Genomic DNA, 16,399 nt, shown 5'->3' with positions numbered 1-16,399 from the left:
GAAAGAATAATGTTTTGAGATGAGTTTTAATACGGGAAAAATCCCTCTATTTTAGATTGAATTTGTGAAAACAACCTAAAACAAAGGGATTTATTTACTTGGATTTATTTACCTCCGTTTATCCACGTCTTCTCAGAATAGATATAAGAACCGTCGCCGTAGGCTTCTTTCACATCCGGATTGCCGATGACCGCGCTGTTGCCATAGGGCAAGCGTTCCGGATAGCGGTTAATACCGCTTTGGGTGTTTCTCGGGTTAGTCAGTATTACATACTCTTCTCCCATTGCTTTCAAGCGACGCAGATCGTTGTAAGTTTCCACTTGCTCGTCCAATGCTTGCGACACATATTTCTGTTCAAAAAGTTTTTGGAGTGTCGGTGTGCCCAAAGACATGGCATAGTTTTTTGCTATTGTTGCAGCAGTCTGTACAGTGGATTCATCTCCAAACCAAGTCAGAATTTCCGTAACAGAAGCTTCTACTGCTTTTTGATACGCCGAGGTGGCATCAATGTTTGATCGCAGTTGAACTTCTGCCTGAATGAAATAGAGTTCGGCCTCACTCATGATATGAATAGGCTGTGAACCGAACAAATACCATGCCGGCTGATATTTCATTACTCTGGCATCATCTACTGTCTTGGCAATAGTTTCATCTCCCGGAGTATAAGACTCTCCCAAAGCATTCAGATAATAATCCAAGCGAGGATCATCTGTGGCTTCCATCAAGTCTGCTACTATCTTTGAAGGTGCTGTGTACTGGCGGCTGAAAACATAGGCACTCCATGGATTGTCACATGTAGAACCGTTAAATCCTGTAACTGTAAATCCTTCGAATCCGTTGTCTATAGCTTTTTGTACGGCTGTTGCCACTTCTGAAAGTACGTTAGGTTCTACCGCCAGTTTATGCAACAGATAGCGTGCTTTCAGAGCGTGAGCAGCTGCGAGCCATTTAGATGCAACCCCTTTGTAGGCTATGTCCTGATTACCGGCACTTGTCAAACTTTTGCCTTTTTCCAAGTTACCGATAGCCTTGTCGAGTGTAGCCAAAATACCAGTATAAACATCTTTCTGTGCATCTAATTTAGGTTGCAAATTACCTTGTCCTTGCACAGCTTCGCTATAAGGAATATCACCGAACATATCGGTCAGGACACCGAAGTTTACAGCTTCCAATACTTGTGCCATACCCAGTATATCAAACTGTCCGACATTACCCGGTACTTCATTCTCTATTTTGCTCTGCATTTGGCGTATATTCTGTAAATTGCCATAGATAGAGTTCCATACATTGTTAAAGGTAGTAGAAGCAGCCCATTCGCTTGCGTTGCGCATTTCAGCAAACATTAATTGGTTGTTACCCATACCTATCTCTTGTTCATTGAGCGAGGAAAGGTAAAAAGCAAAGTCACCCGATACGGTACTGAAGCCTGTGGACATAATGGCATCTGTCAGTTGGAGTGCTGCCGGGACGGCTTCCGGTGAAGGGTGTTCATAGTCCTTGTTGATACGGTCAAATGCATCTTCTGTACATGCTGTCAGTCCGAGAAGAGCCACCGTCAAAGTCATGAATATGTATTTTTTCATAATCGAAATCTTTATGTTGGTATGTTTAGAAATTAATAGTAAGACCACCGCCGAAGCTAGATGTGTTGGGAACTGAGAACCGTTCGAAGTATCCGCTCATATTATTATTGCCTTGTGAAGACTCCGGATCGAAGTTGGGCAAATTAGCCCAAACAAGTACATTACGGGCAAAGCCGTAAATCGAAATGTCGAAGATACCGAGTTTGGGCAATTGATAAGTTAAAGTCAGGTCGCGTAACTTGATAAAGCTCGTGTCATACACGCCGGATTCGGTGATATTGTAATAAGCCTGATAGTAATCGGCTTTATTTACTTCAACTGTATTGGGCTGTCCCGTTGCTTCATCTATGCCTTCAGCAACCATACTTCCTTCGTGATAAGGAAGTGACTCTTTGGTAGCACCAAAATAATTCAGAGTCATGTTTGTTCCGTGATACATCTTTCCACCTTGTTGCCAGCTCCATGTGGTAGAGAGTGAAAGACGTTTATAACGGCCACCCAGCGTAAAACCAGTAGTGAAGTCCGGAGAGCAGTTGCCCAAGTCTTGGCTATTGCCCGATGATTGAGGCAGACCGTTCAGTAACAGTAAATTGCCTGCTTCATCGCGTTTGAAGCCCAAACCATATATGTTCGGATAAGTACATCCTGCCTGTGCACGAATTTGTGGTTCTACAAATCCACCCAGCATAATGGATTCCACACCCGGAGCCAGTTCTATAACCTTGTTGTTTACTTTGGTAAAGTTGATACCCAAATTCAGGTCGAGATCTTTGGCTTGCAGAATAGCGGCATTAATAGAAAGTTCGTGAGCATGCGTGCGCATTTTTCCGGCGTTGGTCAACATTTCCTGATAGCCGGTCGCTCCATCTACGGGCACATAAAATATCTGATCTTCTACATTCTGCAAACTGTATGTGTATTCCACTTTCAAACGGCTGCCAAAGAAATGCAAATCGGCACCTACTTCATAATTGGTCGTATTTTGCGGTTTCAATCCTTCATCATACACGCGGTAATAGGGTGTGAAAGTAGATACTCCGCTGGGTAGAGGATAAGTAACCGGATAGTAAGAGTACATACCGCTGCCGTAGGTAGGAGTGTAATAATAATTGGCATAATAGTCGCCGGCCTGACCTACTTGTGCGAACGAAGCACGGAGTTTACCGTAGTTTAGTATTTTATTGTTCTGCAAGAAAGATAATTTGGTGAACTCCCAACCCAGGGATACCGAAGGATAGAAGAAACTACGACTGCCGCGCGGCATGGTCGACACATAGTCATTACGTCCGGTTACGGTCAGGTACACCTGGTCTTGCCATGACATTGAGAGACTTCCGAAAAAGCCTACTGTACGTTCCTGCCGTTTATATTCATTGGCTGTCAGTGAAGTAGCGTTACTGATGTTGGTAAAACCGGGAAAATTGAAATTGCTGCCATAATAATCCCACTTACGAATGCTTTCATGGTTGAACTCATTGCCCAATATTACATTTAGCCGCCATTCATCACTTTTACCGAATTTTCCGTCAAAATTAACAGTGAATAGGTTATTAAAAACGTTATGCTGAGAACCGTAATTCTCTATGTCTCCACCCTTCAATGATGATGTACTGCCCATTTCGCGTACATCAGTGTAATCTGATGTCCAGATGTCAAGACCTGCCTGTTCTCTAATCTTGAATGAAAAGTTCTCTCCCAAGCCTAAATCCGGTTGATATTCCAGATAGGTATTACCAAAAGCACGGTTGGTATGTTGGAGGTATTCGTTATGTTCCGCCCACCAATAAGGGTTGGTAAATGAAGTGGAACGGAATAATATCTGGTTCGTTGGATTGCCAGGTTCGTGATTGGGAATTCCTTTCAAATCATATTCAGATGGAGCGGAGTAAACCACATTCATGATACCATCATTGGCTCCTGGTGCGGACGTTATTTTAGTAGATGAATAGTTGATGGAGAATCCTGTATTCCACTGCGGATTGATTTTCCAGTCTACCAATCCACGTGCTCCCCAACGATCCATACCTGTTGAAGGGATAATGCCATTCTGGTGTGAATTATTCACGCCGAATGAATAATTTACTCCGTTGATGCTTTGCGATAGATTCACATTGGTGTTTTCTGTGAATCCTATGCCTAAAAAGTCGCCTACATTATCATAAATCTGTGGCGTAGTCCAGCCGTCCAAACCAGCTTGTGCACGTTTGGGATTATAATATTGTCCTTCGCGTATACCATCTGTCGCAGTGTATTGATTGTTCACGTTGCCGCCATATTTGGGGTCGTTAGCCAATTCGCTGATTTTCGGTCCCCAGGTCATGGAAGAAGACGGGTCATATCCTGCGGTAATGCTGTTGCCTTGCGAATAAACATCTTGGCGTTCGAATTTGCGTGAAACCCGTTGTGCACTCAGATTTGTTGAAATCGTTACGCTTGGTTTATTCATATTGTTTTTGGAACCGCGTTTGGTCGTAATGACAATTACACCGTTGGATGCACGGATACCATACAATGCGGATGCTGCCTGTCCTTTCAGTACATTCACAGACTCTATATCCTCAGGATTGATGTCAATGCTGCGATCAGCATAATTGGCACCTGTCACAGATTTTTCAGTGTCAAAATCAGCTGTTGTATTCACAGGCATACCATCGATTACATATAGCGGCTGGTTGTTACCATCAAACGAGCGAGCACCACGAATTACAATCTGAGAAGAAGCACCCGGTGCACCCGATGACTGACGGATATCTACACCCGTCAGCTTACCTTGTATGGCGCTGGCAAGCGAGGTTGTTCCTGCTTTATTCAGTTGTTCTGAATTCAAATCCTGTGCCGCATAGCCTAATGCTTTGCGATCGCGTTTGATACCCATAGCAGTTACTACCACCTCATCCAATTGTTCGGCATCTGATTTGAGTATCACTCTTACATTTGGTTTGATTGCCACATCCTGCGTTTGCATACCAACGAACGAAATTCGCAAAGTTTTCGCAGAACTCATAAAAATATAAGTTGTTTAAAATTAGAGCTTTACGAGTAATAATAAATTTGCCATTTAGAACAAAAGTATTTACACGTGTTATTCTAACCGTATCTAATAATCGAATTATATTACCAAAATGCTACCTATAATCTATAATAACTGTTGATTATTAGTGCTTTGCATGGATGGCTGTTGGGGAATAATCATATCATAAATATACTTGCCGTGTTTTTTAATGGTATTTTGTAAGCAAAAAACATTAGTAGCTTAAGTCTCTCGTTTATAATTTGAATTCTGCCTCTCTATGAAGTTTAAAAATGAAAATCATCTGTTACGCTATCACGTTGTAGGGGATATTCCTCTGATACAAGTATATTGTACCATGTAAGATGGACGTGATAGATAAAATTATTTACAACTATCTATCACGCCACATATCTTCTTAAGAATGGTCTAGACCGTATGTGTATTTACCTCCGATTAAATAGAATAATTTATTGGTTACCAGTATAAAACTTTTGTTTTTTTCTCCAAGGAACTAAAAAATTCAGCACTATAAAATAACTTGCTTACTACTTATTAAAGCTGTTATCTGTCTTTTTTTTAATACCCAGTGCTGCTTGCTTCATTTTTTCCAAGTCGTGAACAATCGTCATATCCATAATATTGGTATACACTTGTGTCGTTTTTACACTTTTATGACCAAGCAGTTTTTGTACAGTAGTGATATTTACACCATTATATATAAGTAAAGTTGCATTGGTGTGACGGGCTGTGTGAAATGAAATCTTTTTTGATAATCCTGCCAACTTTGCAATGATTATCAGGTCTTTATTGATATTTGAGTTATCTCTTAAGCGGAAAAAATCCTCCAGATTATTGCGGTATTTATTAAGGATTACAATTCCTTTGCCTGCAAAAAGGAGATAAAGGGGTAACCGCACTTCTGTTCCGGTCTTTACAGATTTATATATAAGCCACGTTTCCTGATTTATGCCTACAATGTTTTTCTTTGATAAATTTGTAAAATCAGAGTATCGCATTCCTGCATAACAGCAGAACAGAAAAGCATCCAATGACTTTTGCAGTTTCATATGCTTGCCCGTCAGGCTCAAACGTTCTAATTGTTCCAGTTCTTCTGGAACTAAATGGGTGTGTTTGTTCTCCACGGTTTTTATTTTATACTTCCTGAAAGCATATTTCTGGATTTCAATATATTCTTTATTAATAGCGATATTTATGTGACGTTTTAAATGTTTCATATGTTTCGCAATGGTATTGGTATGATATCCTTTCTGTTGCAGGAAGTACTCAAAAGATGAAACGAACTCGAATGTCAAATCGGAAAATACTATATCCCTTTTGAATTCTTGCAGTAATAGAAGAGTAGAAAGATGATTGCGTTTGGTACTATCCTTTAAAGACGAATTCGAAACTTCTTGCTTAAAGAAGGATATAAATGAAGAATTGTTCTCTCTGGCAGCTAAGGCATCTTTTAATAATTCCAACGATATGCGTTTGCCCTGCTGCCATAACTCCAATTCTTTTTTCTCTATTGCTGCGACAAATTCGTAAATCAGGCGGTTGAGAGCATCTGCATTAGGGTGGTTTTTTACAACTAGTTTTTTTGCATCCCATTGTTCAGGCTTCAGATAGACTTTGGTTGAAAAGTATTTCTTCTTTCTGTCCAAATAGGCTTCTACCTGTACTAGTGCCATTCCTCTTTTGTTCAGACATTTCTTTCTGTTGTACACAAGACTGTAAATAATTTTATTCATCTCAAATTGTTTTGATTAATACTATAAACAAATAAGATGATATTCTGTGCAAAACAGGGTTTGAATAAGAATTAATATCTGCAAAAAAAAGACTCCTTCTTTGACGGTCTGTTCTTTGAAGTTATCCAAAATATTCAAGATGTCTTGCTTAATTGGATGAACTTGCGCAAATATGAGAGTATTTTTAACTATTTTGTTTTAAAATATATGTATTCGGATTAATAATGGAGCAAAATGATTAAAACAGAGTGGTAGCAAACATCATCATTTTAAGGTTCTATAATTGTATAAAACATGCTATTCAGCATAAAATAATCGAAAAGATTAACAATTTGATAGATTTACAAGGTTTTTTCAATAAAATAGTTGTATGTTTCATATTTATTAATATATTTGCATTTTGTTAGAATGAAGAGACAATTAATGTAAAGTTAAACTTTAAGAGAGAATTTATGAAAAGAAAATTAATGCTGTTATTGGCCTGCCTTTTTGTGGGCATAGGTCTGGTAACTGCCCAAACACAGAAAGTCACAGGTGTTGTGATTTCTGAAGAAGATGGGCAGCCAGTTATTGGAGCTTCTGTATTGGTAAAAGGTACGCAAATCGGTGCTATTACCAATGTAGATGGTGATTTTACATTACTGAACGTACCAAGTTCTGCGAAAACTTTGCAAATTTCGTACATCGGTATGCAGACTCAGGAAGTGGCTATCAAACCGAACTTAAAAGTGGTATTGAAACCTGATACTGAGGTGCTTGATGAAGTTGTAGTAACCGGATATGGTACTTTCAAAAAGTCCTCATTTACAGGTTCTGCATCAAATGTGACTACCGAAAAGTTACAGGATTTACCTTCCATCAGCGTGCAAGATCGTTTGGCAGGTTTTGTTGCCGGTGTTCAGATCACTTCTACTTCCGGTCAGCCCGGCTCCGTTGCCTCCGTGCGTATTCGCGGTATGGGGTCTATCAATGCCAGCAATGAACCATTATATGTCATTGACGGAGTGCCCATGCTGAACGGAAACGTCAGCGAATTCACTTACGCAGATTCCGGTAACAGTCTAATGGCTACACTGAATAGCAATGACATAGAGTCCATGACGGTGATCAAAGATGCTGCGGCTGCCTCATTGTATGGTTCGCGTGCCGCTAATGGCGTTATTGTCATAACAACCAAAAAAGGTTCTGCCGGCAAAACCAAGATAGGGGTAAGAGCAGACTGGGGTATGTCTAATATGGCAATCGATTATCGACCGATTCTCGACGGTAAGCAAAGACGTGAAATCCTACACTTGGGCTTTGAGAATTATGCCAAATATACCCTTGGTTATGATGCAGAACAAGCAGCAGCTTTGGCCAATAAAAACATCGATGAATATGCAGCAGAACCCTGGTCAGGATATACAGACTGGAAAGATGTCTTATTCCGTAACGGTAGCCACCAGAATTATGAAGTAAATGCACAAGGCGGTAATGAAAAAACGAGGTTTTATACTTCTTTTGCTTACACAAAGCAAGAAGGTATTACAAATGTATCAGGCTATGAGCGTTTCACCGGTCGCGCCAATGTTACACACCAAACCGACAAAGTGTTATTGGAAGCCAACGCCATGTATACCAATTCAACCCAAAACGTAAATAATGAAGGGACCAGCTTTGCAAGCCCTATCATGTGCTATGCAATGACTGCCTCTCCCTCTACATATCCATATAATGAAGACGGTTCATTCAGCAGTAACTTCCCTGCACTGAATGGTGCCAACCCTATACAAACTGAAACATATAATTACAACAGGGCTACCATAAACCGCTTCCTCGGTTCAATGGCCGCTACCTGGACTATTTGGGATAATCTGAAATTAAAAGAAGCCATCAGCTATGACTTCAACCAAAACAATGAACGTATATGGTGGGATCCCCGCAGCAACGACGGTCGTTCATCAAATGGTGTTTATCAGCGCGTTATGGGCAACAGAGGGCAGTTAAATACACAAACACAATTATCTTACAACAAATCCTTCGGATTACACAATCTAGATGCTTTGGTAGGATTTGAAACTGAAGATTATAAATATGATTATTTATATGCCAACGGAAACCAATACCCTTCTTACCTGCCGGAAATAGAAAATGCAGGCGATAGCCGTGCTTCAAGCCATGTAGAACGGTACAGAATGACTTCTTTCCTGGGACGTATCAATTATGACTACAATAACAAATATTATTTTAGTGCAAGTTATCGCCGGGATGGTAGTTCCCGCTTATCAAGAGAAAGCCGTTGGGGAGACTTCTGGTCTGTATCCGGTTCTTGGAGACTGAGTGAAGAAGCTTTCATGCAGGATATCAAGCATGTGCTGACCGATGCCAAATTACGCGTATCTTACGGTGTGAACGGTACACAACCCACAGATTTGTACGGCTATTTGGGCGTATATGAATTTGGTTATAACTATGCAGGAAATGGCGGTTCGGCTGAAGCTCGTTTTGACAATCCCAATATGAAATGGGAAAAGAACTACGCAACCAACGTAGGTTTGGACGTTACGCTGTGGAACAGACTGTCAATTACTGCAGAATGGTATAACCGAGACACTAAGGATTTGCTGATGAGCAAGAATATTTCAGCCGTACCGGGTGTAATCAACAGTAGCGGTGGAGCCACTATGCTGATGAATGTCGGTTCTATGAGAAACCGCGGTGTTGAATTTGAAATTAAATCCACCAATATCCAAAACAAAGACTGGTATTGGAGCACATCCTTGAACTTCGGACACAACAAAAACACCTTGTTAAAACTGGACGGCGAACAGAACGAAATGATTGACGGCATAGCCATTCATCGTATCGGAGAGGCTTATCAATCATTCTATGCTTACGAATACGCAGGTGTTGATCCGGAAACCGGATCGGAAATGTTCTACATTAACGGAGAAGATGGAAGTCGTGAAACCACCATACATTCGAATGAGGCCAATAAGGTGATTATCGGTTCGCCCGACCCGAAACTGACCGGTGGTCTGACTAACTTTGTAAGTTGGAAATTCATAGATTTAAACTTTACTCTGACTTACTCTTTGGGCGGTCATGCATACGATGCTGCAACTTGGTTACAGTCTAATGGCGGTACTTACAACTATGTAGGTAATGTTCCGGCATACTATAAGATTGAAGATACCTGGAAGCAACCGGGCGACAACGCTAAATTGCCCCTATTTGCCTATGGCAATAAAAATACGGTTTCTTCACGTTGGATGATGCCTACCGATCACTTACGTTTGAAAAACCTGACCATAGGTTTCACTCTTCCAAGCAACTTGTCCAAAAAGGCTGGAATAAGCAAATTAAGAGCTTACATTTCGGGTAATAATCTGCTTACCTGGAAATCCAAAGACTTGTATGTAGATCCAGAAAACCCTGTTGACGGACTGTGCTACTTCGAGACACCTGCATTAAGAACAATTACATTTGGTATCGAACTTGGTTTCTAATTAAAATCTTTACTTAGCATATACATTATGAAGAAAATATATAATATCCTAGCATTAGCAGCAGTCACGACAGGGCTTTCGTCCTGTGTGAATAACTGGCTGGACCAAACCCCTTCCAACGGAACGCCAACAAGTTCCGCCATTACCAATTATAATGATGCCCGCACAGCAATGTATGGTATGTATGATGGCCTGCAAGGCAATTCCACTTACACCCAGTACTATGCAGCTCGCATGTTCTACTATGGAGATGTCCGGGGGGACGACATGCAGGCACGCACTCAAGGTATGCGCACCTCTTCTTGCTATGAAATGCGCTATACCGCAGATGATGCCCCAAACATGTGGAATATACAGTACAATGTGATAAGACGCGCCAATCGCTTGATTGAGGCTGTAGATAACAAGACAATTACCGATGCGGAAAATTTTCAGGCTGAATTGGCAAATATCTACAATCAGGCCAAAGTAATACGCGCCTTAGTACATTTTGATTTGGTAAAAGTGTACGGCATGCCCTATACATACGATGAAGGTGCTTCGCTTGGAGTACCTTTCGTTGACAAACCACTGGATCGTGATGCACAACCCGGACGTGACAAGGTAGCCGATGTTTATGCTAAAGTTGTTGCAGACCTGAATAATGCCATCGACTCAGAAGCACTGACCGTATCCAAAAAAGCAGGTGAAAAACAAGGCTATATCGATTTATGGGCAGCTAAAGCTTTGCTGTGCCGAGTGTATCTATACATGAACAAAAATCAGGAAGCCTTCGATTTAGCAAAAGAAATCATCGACGACTCTCCTTATGAATTATGGACTCCCGAACAATACGCTGAGGCATGGGACAAGCAAGATCCGAACCATACAAAAGAAATGATTTTTGAATTGATAAACAATGGTTCTGATGACTGGGCCGACCGTGAAGGCATAGGCTACTTGCTGAATGAACAAGGATATGCCGATGCTATCTGTACAAAATCATTTGTTGATATGCTGCAAACCGATCCTGCAGATGTCCGTAACGAAGTTGTGATACCAGCAATGTACGACAAAGACTTGAAGAAAACCTATGGGGAAAATCCAATTTTCATCAATAAGTTCCCGCTGGGAGCACTGGGAGATATGCGCCTTGCCAACTTGCCGATTTTACGTCTGTCCGAAGTTTACCTGAACGCAGCCGAAGCTGCTGCCAAACTGGGCGGAGCAGCCAAAGCAGAAGGTATAAAATATCTGAACGATTTATTGGACAAACGCACCAAAACTCCAACAGCCAAAGTATCCGATGCTATTGCTGATGACGAATTCCTGAGCAAAGTTTTGATTGAACGCCGTAAGGAACTGGTTGGCGAAGGGCAACGCTTTTTCGATGCCATGCGCAATAACGAAACGATTGTACGCTATAGCAGTGAGGAAAACCAAGGCTGGCACTACTCATTACTTAAAGAATCACAAAGTTTCGACCGTACGTATACAAAAGCATTGTTGCCTATTCCTGTAAGTGAAACCAATGCCAACCCGACTTTGAAAGCACAGCAGAATCCGGGTTATTAAACAAAGCCTAACCAGTACCGGTTTGTCGTAATAGCAGAAAAGACAAACCGGTAGTTAAGCTTTCTGATGATAAAACATAAAGCATGATATGGTATTTCATGCTAACTATAAAAAAAGTTGCAAACGGAAGACTGTTTTCCTGTTTGCAACCTTTTTTTCATTACTGCCAAATTCCGGCTCTCTTATTTAATTACATCAAGCAACCTTCCTTTACAATATCCGTCAATATCGGCTTCACTCCGCTAACGAAACATTCTACGGCAATCACCATCAAGATGAGTCCCATAAGGCGCATCATCACATTATTACCGGTTTCCCCTAATAAATTGACCAAACGGGTGGAAGCCTTCAATATCAAGAATGTAAGAAAATAAATAAGGGCAATAGTGCCTATAAGCACCCCTTTCATCTCAAAGGAATGTGCATCTTGCATCAGTACGATTGCATTGGCAATAGCGCCCGGACCACATAACATCGGAATACCTAAAGGAGTAATCGAAATATCATCCGCATAGGTCTTGATTTCTTCATCTTTCAATTTCATCGGTGTATAGCGTGCCTGCAGCATATCAAAACCAATCTTGAAAATGATAACGCCACCCGCTATTCGGAAACCGTTTGTCGAAATACCGAAAAACTTGAAGAGGAATTGCCCGGCAAAGACAAAGACCATCAATGTGATAAACGAGACTAATGTTGCGCGCTTTACGATAGAACAACGTTCTTTATCGGTCATACCCTGCGTCATAGTCAGAAAAACCGGCATTGTGCCCAACGGATTAGTCAACGTAAAGAAAGATGTGAAACACAACAATGCAAAAGGAATGAGAGTTTCCATAATAGTATTTTTAGATGTTCATCATTGGAAACAAAAGTACAACTAATCTGTCAATGTCACAAAAAATTAAATAAATCTTTCAAATCAGTAATCTGATAGGTAGGAGCAAAAGGCAAGTCGGTACGACCGGACAAGTTGTAAAACACCTGGTGCATGCCTACTCCCGCCGCTCCGACTATATCATTTTCCCAACTATCTCCGATCATCAACGAATTATTCAACTCGGACTGGGTTGTCGAAAGAGCAAAATGAAAAATCTCAGGCCAAGGCTTCAGGATTCCGATATCATCGGAAAGAACCACTTTTTTGAAATATTCATCAATGCCAGACGAACGCATTTTATGACTTTGGAGTTCTTTAAATCCATTTGAAAGAATGTACAAATTATATTTTCTCGAAAGATATTCCAGCACTTCACGCGCATGTGGCATCAATTTGCTTTTGGTAGGAATCATTGTAAGAGCATCTCTTTCGTAAGCCTTTGCCAAAGTGGAGTCACCTGCTCCTACAGCCTCCAAAGGATAAAGATAACGTTGACGGTTTAACTCTTCTTTCGTGACTTTACCATCTGCATACTCTGCCCATAAATCCAGATTGCGACGCTGATAAAGTGAATAATAATGCTCGAACGAATCGAAATAGCGATCGTATCCATACTTCCAGTACATTTCTTCATAGGTATCACGAGCATTGAGAGAGAACGCCCAAAGCGTATCGTCCAAATCAAAAAAAAGATTTTTATAAAGCATAAAAAAGAATACTAAAAAGGCTGTTTCAAAAGCAGGCCTACAAATGAAACGCACTTTTGAAACAGCCCTATCAATTATCAATCAAGCAACTATTTCACTTGAATTACCAGATACTTGGAAACGCTCCAGAATTCTTTCGGATTGGTAATCTTCAATGTCAACTGATCTTTATCATCTTTTTCCAAGGCATAAGAACCGGTAGGATGGGTAGTCAGAATATCAGCATCTTTGGAATACAGTTTGATTTCTTTGGTAGTACGAATATCAACCTGGGTAAAATAATCCTTATTGACATCACCATCTTTCAAGACCGAACCTTTTTTAAATAATCCGGAACCGCTCAGAATTTTCTGGTCTTTCAGTTCTTTCTTCGTTCCGAATACAAACCATGCAGTATTAAGCGCTTTATCTTGTTCTGCCACTGTCTTGGCTTTTGCCTCATTCTCAGCAGTCAATTCACTCTTGACAGCATTCAAATCCGTAACGGCAGCATCCAACTCCTGGATACGGATATTCTTAGAAGCCAGTTCGGCCTGCAATTCTTCGATACGCTGAGTTTTCGCATTCAGTTCCTGTGTCAAAGACTCAACGGCTCTTTTTAACTGAGAAGAGTTGGTCTTGCTGTTTTTCAACATAGATTGCAGTTTGGCAATCTGCTCTTTGTTCTCTTCCATCTGCTTACGGATGAATTCAATATCAGAGGCTATCTGCTGTTTAGCATTCAGAGAGCCCTCTGCAACTGCACCACGCTGCAAGTCTACACGGCTTTCTGCCGCATTGATTTGACGAAATCCTTCCGAAATATCATTGAAAGTGCCCATCATTTCATCCAGTTCAGCATTACGCTGAGTCAGTTCCATTAAAAGAGAATCATTCTCAGCTTTCAACTGATCTTTGCTACCACCTGAAAAGCTGTCACATGAAGCCATAACGGCTGTACATACAATCAAAACTGCTAACTTTTTCATACGCTTTTGTTTTACGTTTTGTTAATGAAGTTATTTAATCGTCTATTCCTGCTACTACAATCGCTATCTCACCGCGCGGTTCGTTGGCTGTGAAATGTTCTATCAATTCGGTAAGAGTACCACGTACCGTCTCCTCATGTATCTTGGATATTTCACGGGAAACGGACGCCTGCCGTTCCGAACCGAAATATTCTGCAAACTGCGTCAGTGCTTTTACCAAACGATGGGGAGATTCATAGAAAACCATTGTCCGGCGTTCTTCCGCCAAACCTTTCAGACGTGTCATCCGACCTTTCTTCTGAGGAAGAAAACCCTCAAAGCAGAACTTCTCGTTGGGTAATCCGGAAGCCACCAATGCCGGAACAAAAGCAGTAGCCCCCGGCAGACACTGTACTTCGATACCGTTGCGGACACACTCGCGAACCACCAGAAAACCCGGATCGGAAATACCCGGAGTACCGGCATCTGAAATCAACGCCACGGTCTCACCACCCTTTATTCTATTTACAACACTTTCTACTGTTTTATGTTCATTAAATTTATGGTGAGACTGCATCGCATTCTTTATCTCAAAATGCTTCAGCAATATTCCGGAAGTACGCGTATCTTCTGCCAGCACCAAATCCGCTTCTTTCAATATGCGGATAGCGCGAAAAGTCATATCTTCCAAATTTCCTACTGGCGTAGGCACTACATAAAGTTTTCCCATATCCGCAACTTTTTTAACTGAAATACTTCTTGAGAAGTTCTATAAAATCAGCAGCCGCCTCATTTTCCTCATCCGGTTGTACAGTTGACATAAACACAGACATAGCCTCATCCAAAGAGGAAGCCCCACCGCAAAGGCGCACCACCTCATTCATACGTGTCGCATCTCCGGCAAACAATTCACGGGTAAAACGAAACGAATCATTCAGACTGATGGCATGTTGCAAGTCCGTAGCCGGCTTAATACGTTCAGCAAGAATCTGAGAAGCAGGTACTGCAATATCCGAAACGTGAGTTGCCTCAACCGGAACATCAGCAACTGATTCGGAAATCACTTCCGATTCAGTTGTTTTCTCCACAATGTCAGAAGCAACATGTTCCGCCGGAGTTATCACAAAAGTGTCGTCCAACAGTTTTGTCAGCGCATCCAACCGCTCCTGCATCTGATGAATATTTCTTTTGGCAACTATTCTCAACACAGGATTTGTATCAGTGAGCATCGACTGTATCAAACATTTCAATTCCTGAACATCCAGTTCTATATCATTCAATAATGCTTGCATATCCTTTTCCTGTCCGTATTAATGGCACAAATGTAGAAATAAATAATGAAAAAATATCCGGAAGCGAACAAAATCATTACTTTTGCGACTGAATATAACACTCAAAGATATGGTATTATTTTCGGAAGACCACATACAAGAAACCAAACGCAGAGGAAGAATTGAAGTTATATGCGGCTCCATGTTCTCCGGCAAGACAGAGGAACTGATACGCCGTTTGAAACGTGCCAAATTTGCCAAGCAACGTGTAGAAATATATAAGCCGGCAATAGACACGCGTTACTCAGAAGCAGATGTTGTATCGCATGACAGCAACATCATATCCTCTACGCCGATAGACTCATCGGCAAGCATACTGCTATTCACTTCTGAAATAGACGTAGTGGGCATCGACGAAGCGCAATTCTTTGACGAAGGTCTGATTGATGTATGCAACCAGCTTGCCAACAATGGCATACGTGTAATCGTAGCCGGATTGGATATGGATTTCCGCGGTAATCCTTTCGGACCCATGCCGGGGCTGTGCGCCATTGCAGATGAAGTTTCCAAGGTGCATGCCATCTGTGTAAAATGCGGACAGCTTGCTTCATTCTCTCACCGTACTGTAAAAAATGACAAACAAGTTCTGTTGGGTGAAACAGCCGAATACGAACCCTTGTGCCGGGAGTGTTATTTACGGGCGATAAAGGAAGACCAGCAAACTGCAAGCGATTAATAAATTTAATACAGGATTCTATGGAACGTAAAAAGATTACATTCGACAGTTTTATCCGCGGTGTCATTTTAGGAGTTATCATTATCGGCATATTGATGCTTCTGAAGCGTTTAAGCAGCGTTCTATTACCTTTCTTTATCGCTTGGCTTATTGCCTATCTGGTATACCCTTTGGTCACATTTTTCCAATACAAGCTAAAATTAAGAAATAGGATTGTTTCCATATTCTGCGCATTACTCACACTTCTGATTGTGGGTGCCGGAGCTTTTTATCTGTTAGTGCCCCCTATGATACAAGAGTGCGGCAGAGTACAGACTTTATTGGTCCAATACTTTTCGCACGGAACATATAATAAACACATAGCGAAAAAGTAAATTTGGGCAAAGCGTAGCGAATTAGCTGATAGAGCGTTCGTTACGCTTTGTTTTTCTATGGGGCAGAGCCAACGAAATACCACCTCGAAGCCAAA

At 41.3% G+C, this 16,399-nt stretch carries 11 protein-coding genes and 1 pseudogene; 4 read left to right on the top strand and 8 right to left on the bottom strand.

The features are described 5' to 3' along the window. Positions 1–104: 104 nt before the first annotated feature. The 3 genes from H8S52_RS13810 to H8S52_RS13800 all read right to left on the bottom strand — a co-directional run bounded on the left by H8S52_RS13810 (position 105) and on the right by H8S52_RS13800 (position 6,347). Positions 105–1,583 (bottom strand): SusD/RagB family nutrient-binding outer membrane lipoprotein, encoded by a 1,479-nt coding sequence (locus H8S52_RS13810; protein WP_186910019.1) that lies wholly within the window; start codon positions 1,581–1,583, stop codon positions 105–107. Between the two features lie 25 nt (positions 1,584–1,608). Next, positions 1,609–4,587: a SusC/RagA family TonB-linked outer membrane protein gene (locus tag H8S52_RS13805; RefSeq protein ID WP_186910018.1), complete on the bottom strand. Its 2,979-nt coding sequence runs from the start codon at positions 4,585–4,587 to the stop codon at positions 1,609–1,611. A gap of 554 nt (positions 4,588–5,141) precedes the next feature. Then, positions 5,142–6,347: a site-specific integrase gene (locus H8S52_RS13800; RefSeq protein ID WP_186910017.1), complete on the bottom strand. Its 1,206-nt coding sequence runs from the start codon at positions 6,345–6,347 to the stop codon at positions 5,142–5,144. 452 nt (positions 6,348–6,799) lie between these two features. On the opposite strand from H8S52_RS13800, the gene H8S52_RS13795 reads away from it, so the two are divergent. Together H8S52_RS13795 and H8S52_RS13790 are read left to right on the top strand one after the other, a co-directional pair. After that, a complete protein-coding gene (locus tag H8S52_RS13795) occupies positions 6,800–9,835 on the top strand; it encodes a TonB-dependent receptor (RefSeq protein ID WP_255470073.1) in 3,036 nt (1,011 codons plus the stop codon). Between the two features lie 27 nt (positions 9,836–9,862). Then, on the top strand, positions 9,863–11,389 hold the full coding sequence (locus tag H8S52_RS13790; RefSeq protein ID WP_118154012.1) for a RagB/SusD family nutrient uptake outer membrane protein: 1,527 nt from the start codon (positions 9,863–9,865) through the stop codon (positions 11,387–11,389). Positions 11,390–11,579: 190 nt separating this feature from the next. On the opposite strand, the gene H8S52_RS13785 is transcribed toward H8S52_RS13790, so the two are convergent. The 5 genes from H8S52_RS13785 to H8S52_RS13765 form a co-directional block, all read right to left on the bottom strand. Next, positions 11,580–12,227 carry a MarC family protein gene (locus tag H8S52_RS13785; RefSeq protein WP_005652986.1) on the bottom strand — a complete coding sequence of 216 codons (648 nt, stop codon included), beginning with the start codon at positions 12,225–12,227 and terminating at the stop codon, positions 11,580–11,582. 56 nt (positions 12,228–12,283) lie between these two features. After that, the gene (locus H8S52_RS13780) at positions 12,284–12,976 is read right to left on the bottom strand and encodes a YjjG family noncanonical pyrimidine nucleotidase (RefSeq protein ID WP_186910035.1); all 693 of its coding nucleotides are present in this window, start codon (positions 12,974–12,976) and stop codon (positions 12,284–12,286) included. Between the two features lie 89 nt (positions 12,977–13,065). Then, positions 13,066–13,944, bottom strand: a complete 879-nt coding sequence (locus H8S52_RS13775; protein ID WP_060386687.1) for a hypothetical protein — start codon at positions 13,942–13,944, stop codon at positions 13,066–13,068. 34 nt (positions 13,945–13,978) lie between these two features. After that, the gene (gene rsmI, locus H8S52_RS13770; protein ID WP_186910016.1) at positions 13,979–14,653 is read right to left on the bottom strand and encodes a 16S rRNA (cytidine(1402)-2'-O)-methyltransferase; all 675 of its coding nucleotides are present in this window, start codon (positions 14,651–14,653) and stop codon (positions 13,979–13,981) included. A gap of 13 nt (positions 14,654–14,666) precedes the next feature. Then, positions 14,667–15,215 (bottom strand): hypothetical protein, encoded by a 549-nt coding sequence (locus tag H8S52_RS13765; protein WP_186910015.1) that lies wholly within the window; start codon positions 15,213–15,215, stop codon positions 14,667–14,669. A 109-nt stretch (positions 15,216–15,324) separates the two neighbouring features. On the opposite strand from H8S52_RS13765, the gene H8S52_RS13760 reads away from it, so the two are divergent. Both H8S52_RS13760 and H8S52_RS13755 read left to right on the top strand, forming a co-directional pair. Further along, positions 15,325–15,930, top strand: a complete 606-nt coding sequence (locus H8S52_RS13760) for a thymidine kinase (RefSeq protein ID WP_005652974.1) — start codon at positions 15,325–15,327, stop codon at positions 15,928–15,930. A 20-nt stretch (positions 15,931–15,950) separates the two neighbouring features. Next, positions 15,951–16,292 (top strand): annotated as a pseudogene (locus H8S52_RS13755) (AI-2E family transporter); the annotation flags it as partial. Positions 16,293–16,399 lie beyond the last annotated feature (107 nt).

The organism is Bacteroides sp. NSJ-48 (genome assembly GCF_014287405.1).
In the GTDB taxonomy this organism is placed as follows: domain Bacteria; phylum Bacteroidota; class Bacteroidia; order Bacteroidales; family Bacteroidaceae; genus Bacteroides; species Bacteroides stercoris.
This window is presented reverse-complemented; position numbering and strand designations above follow the sequence as displayed.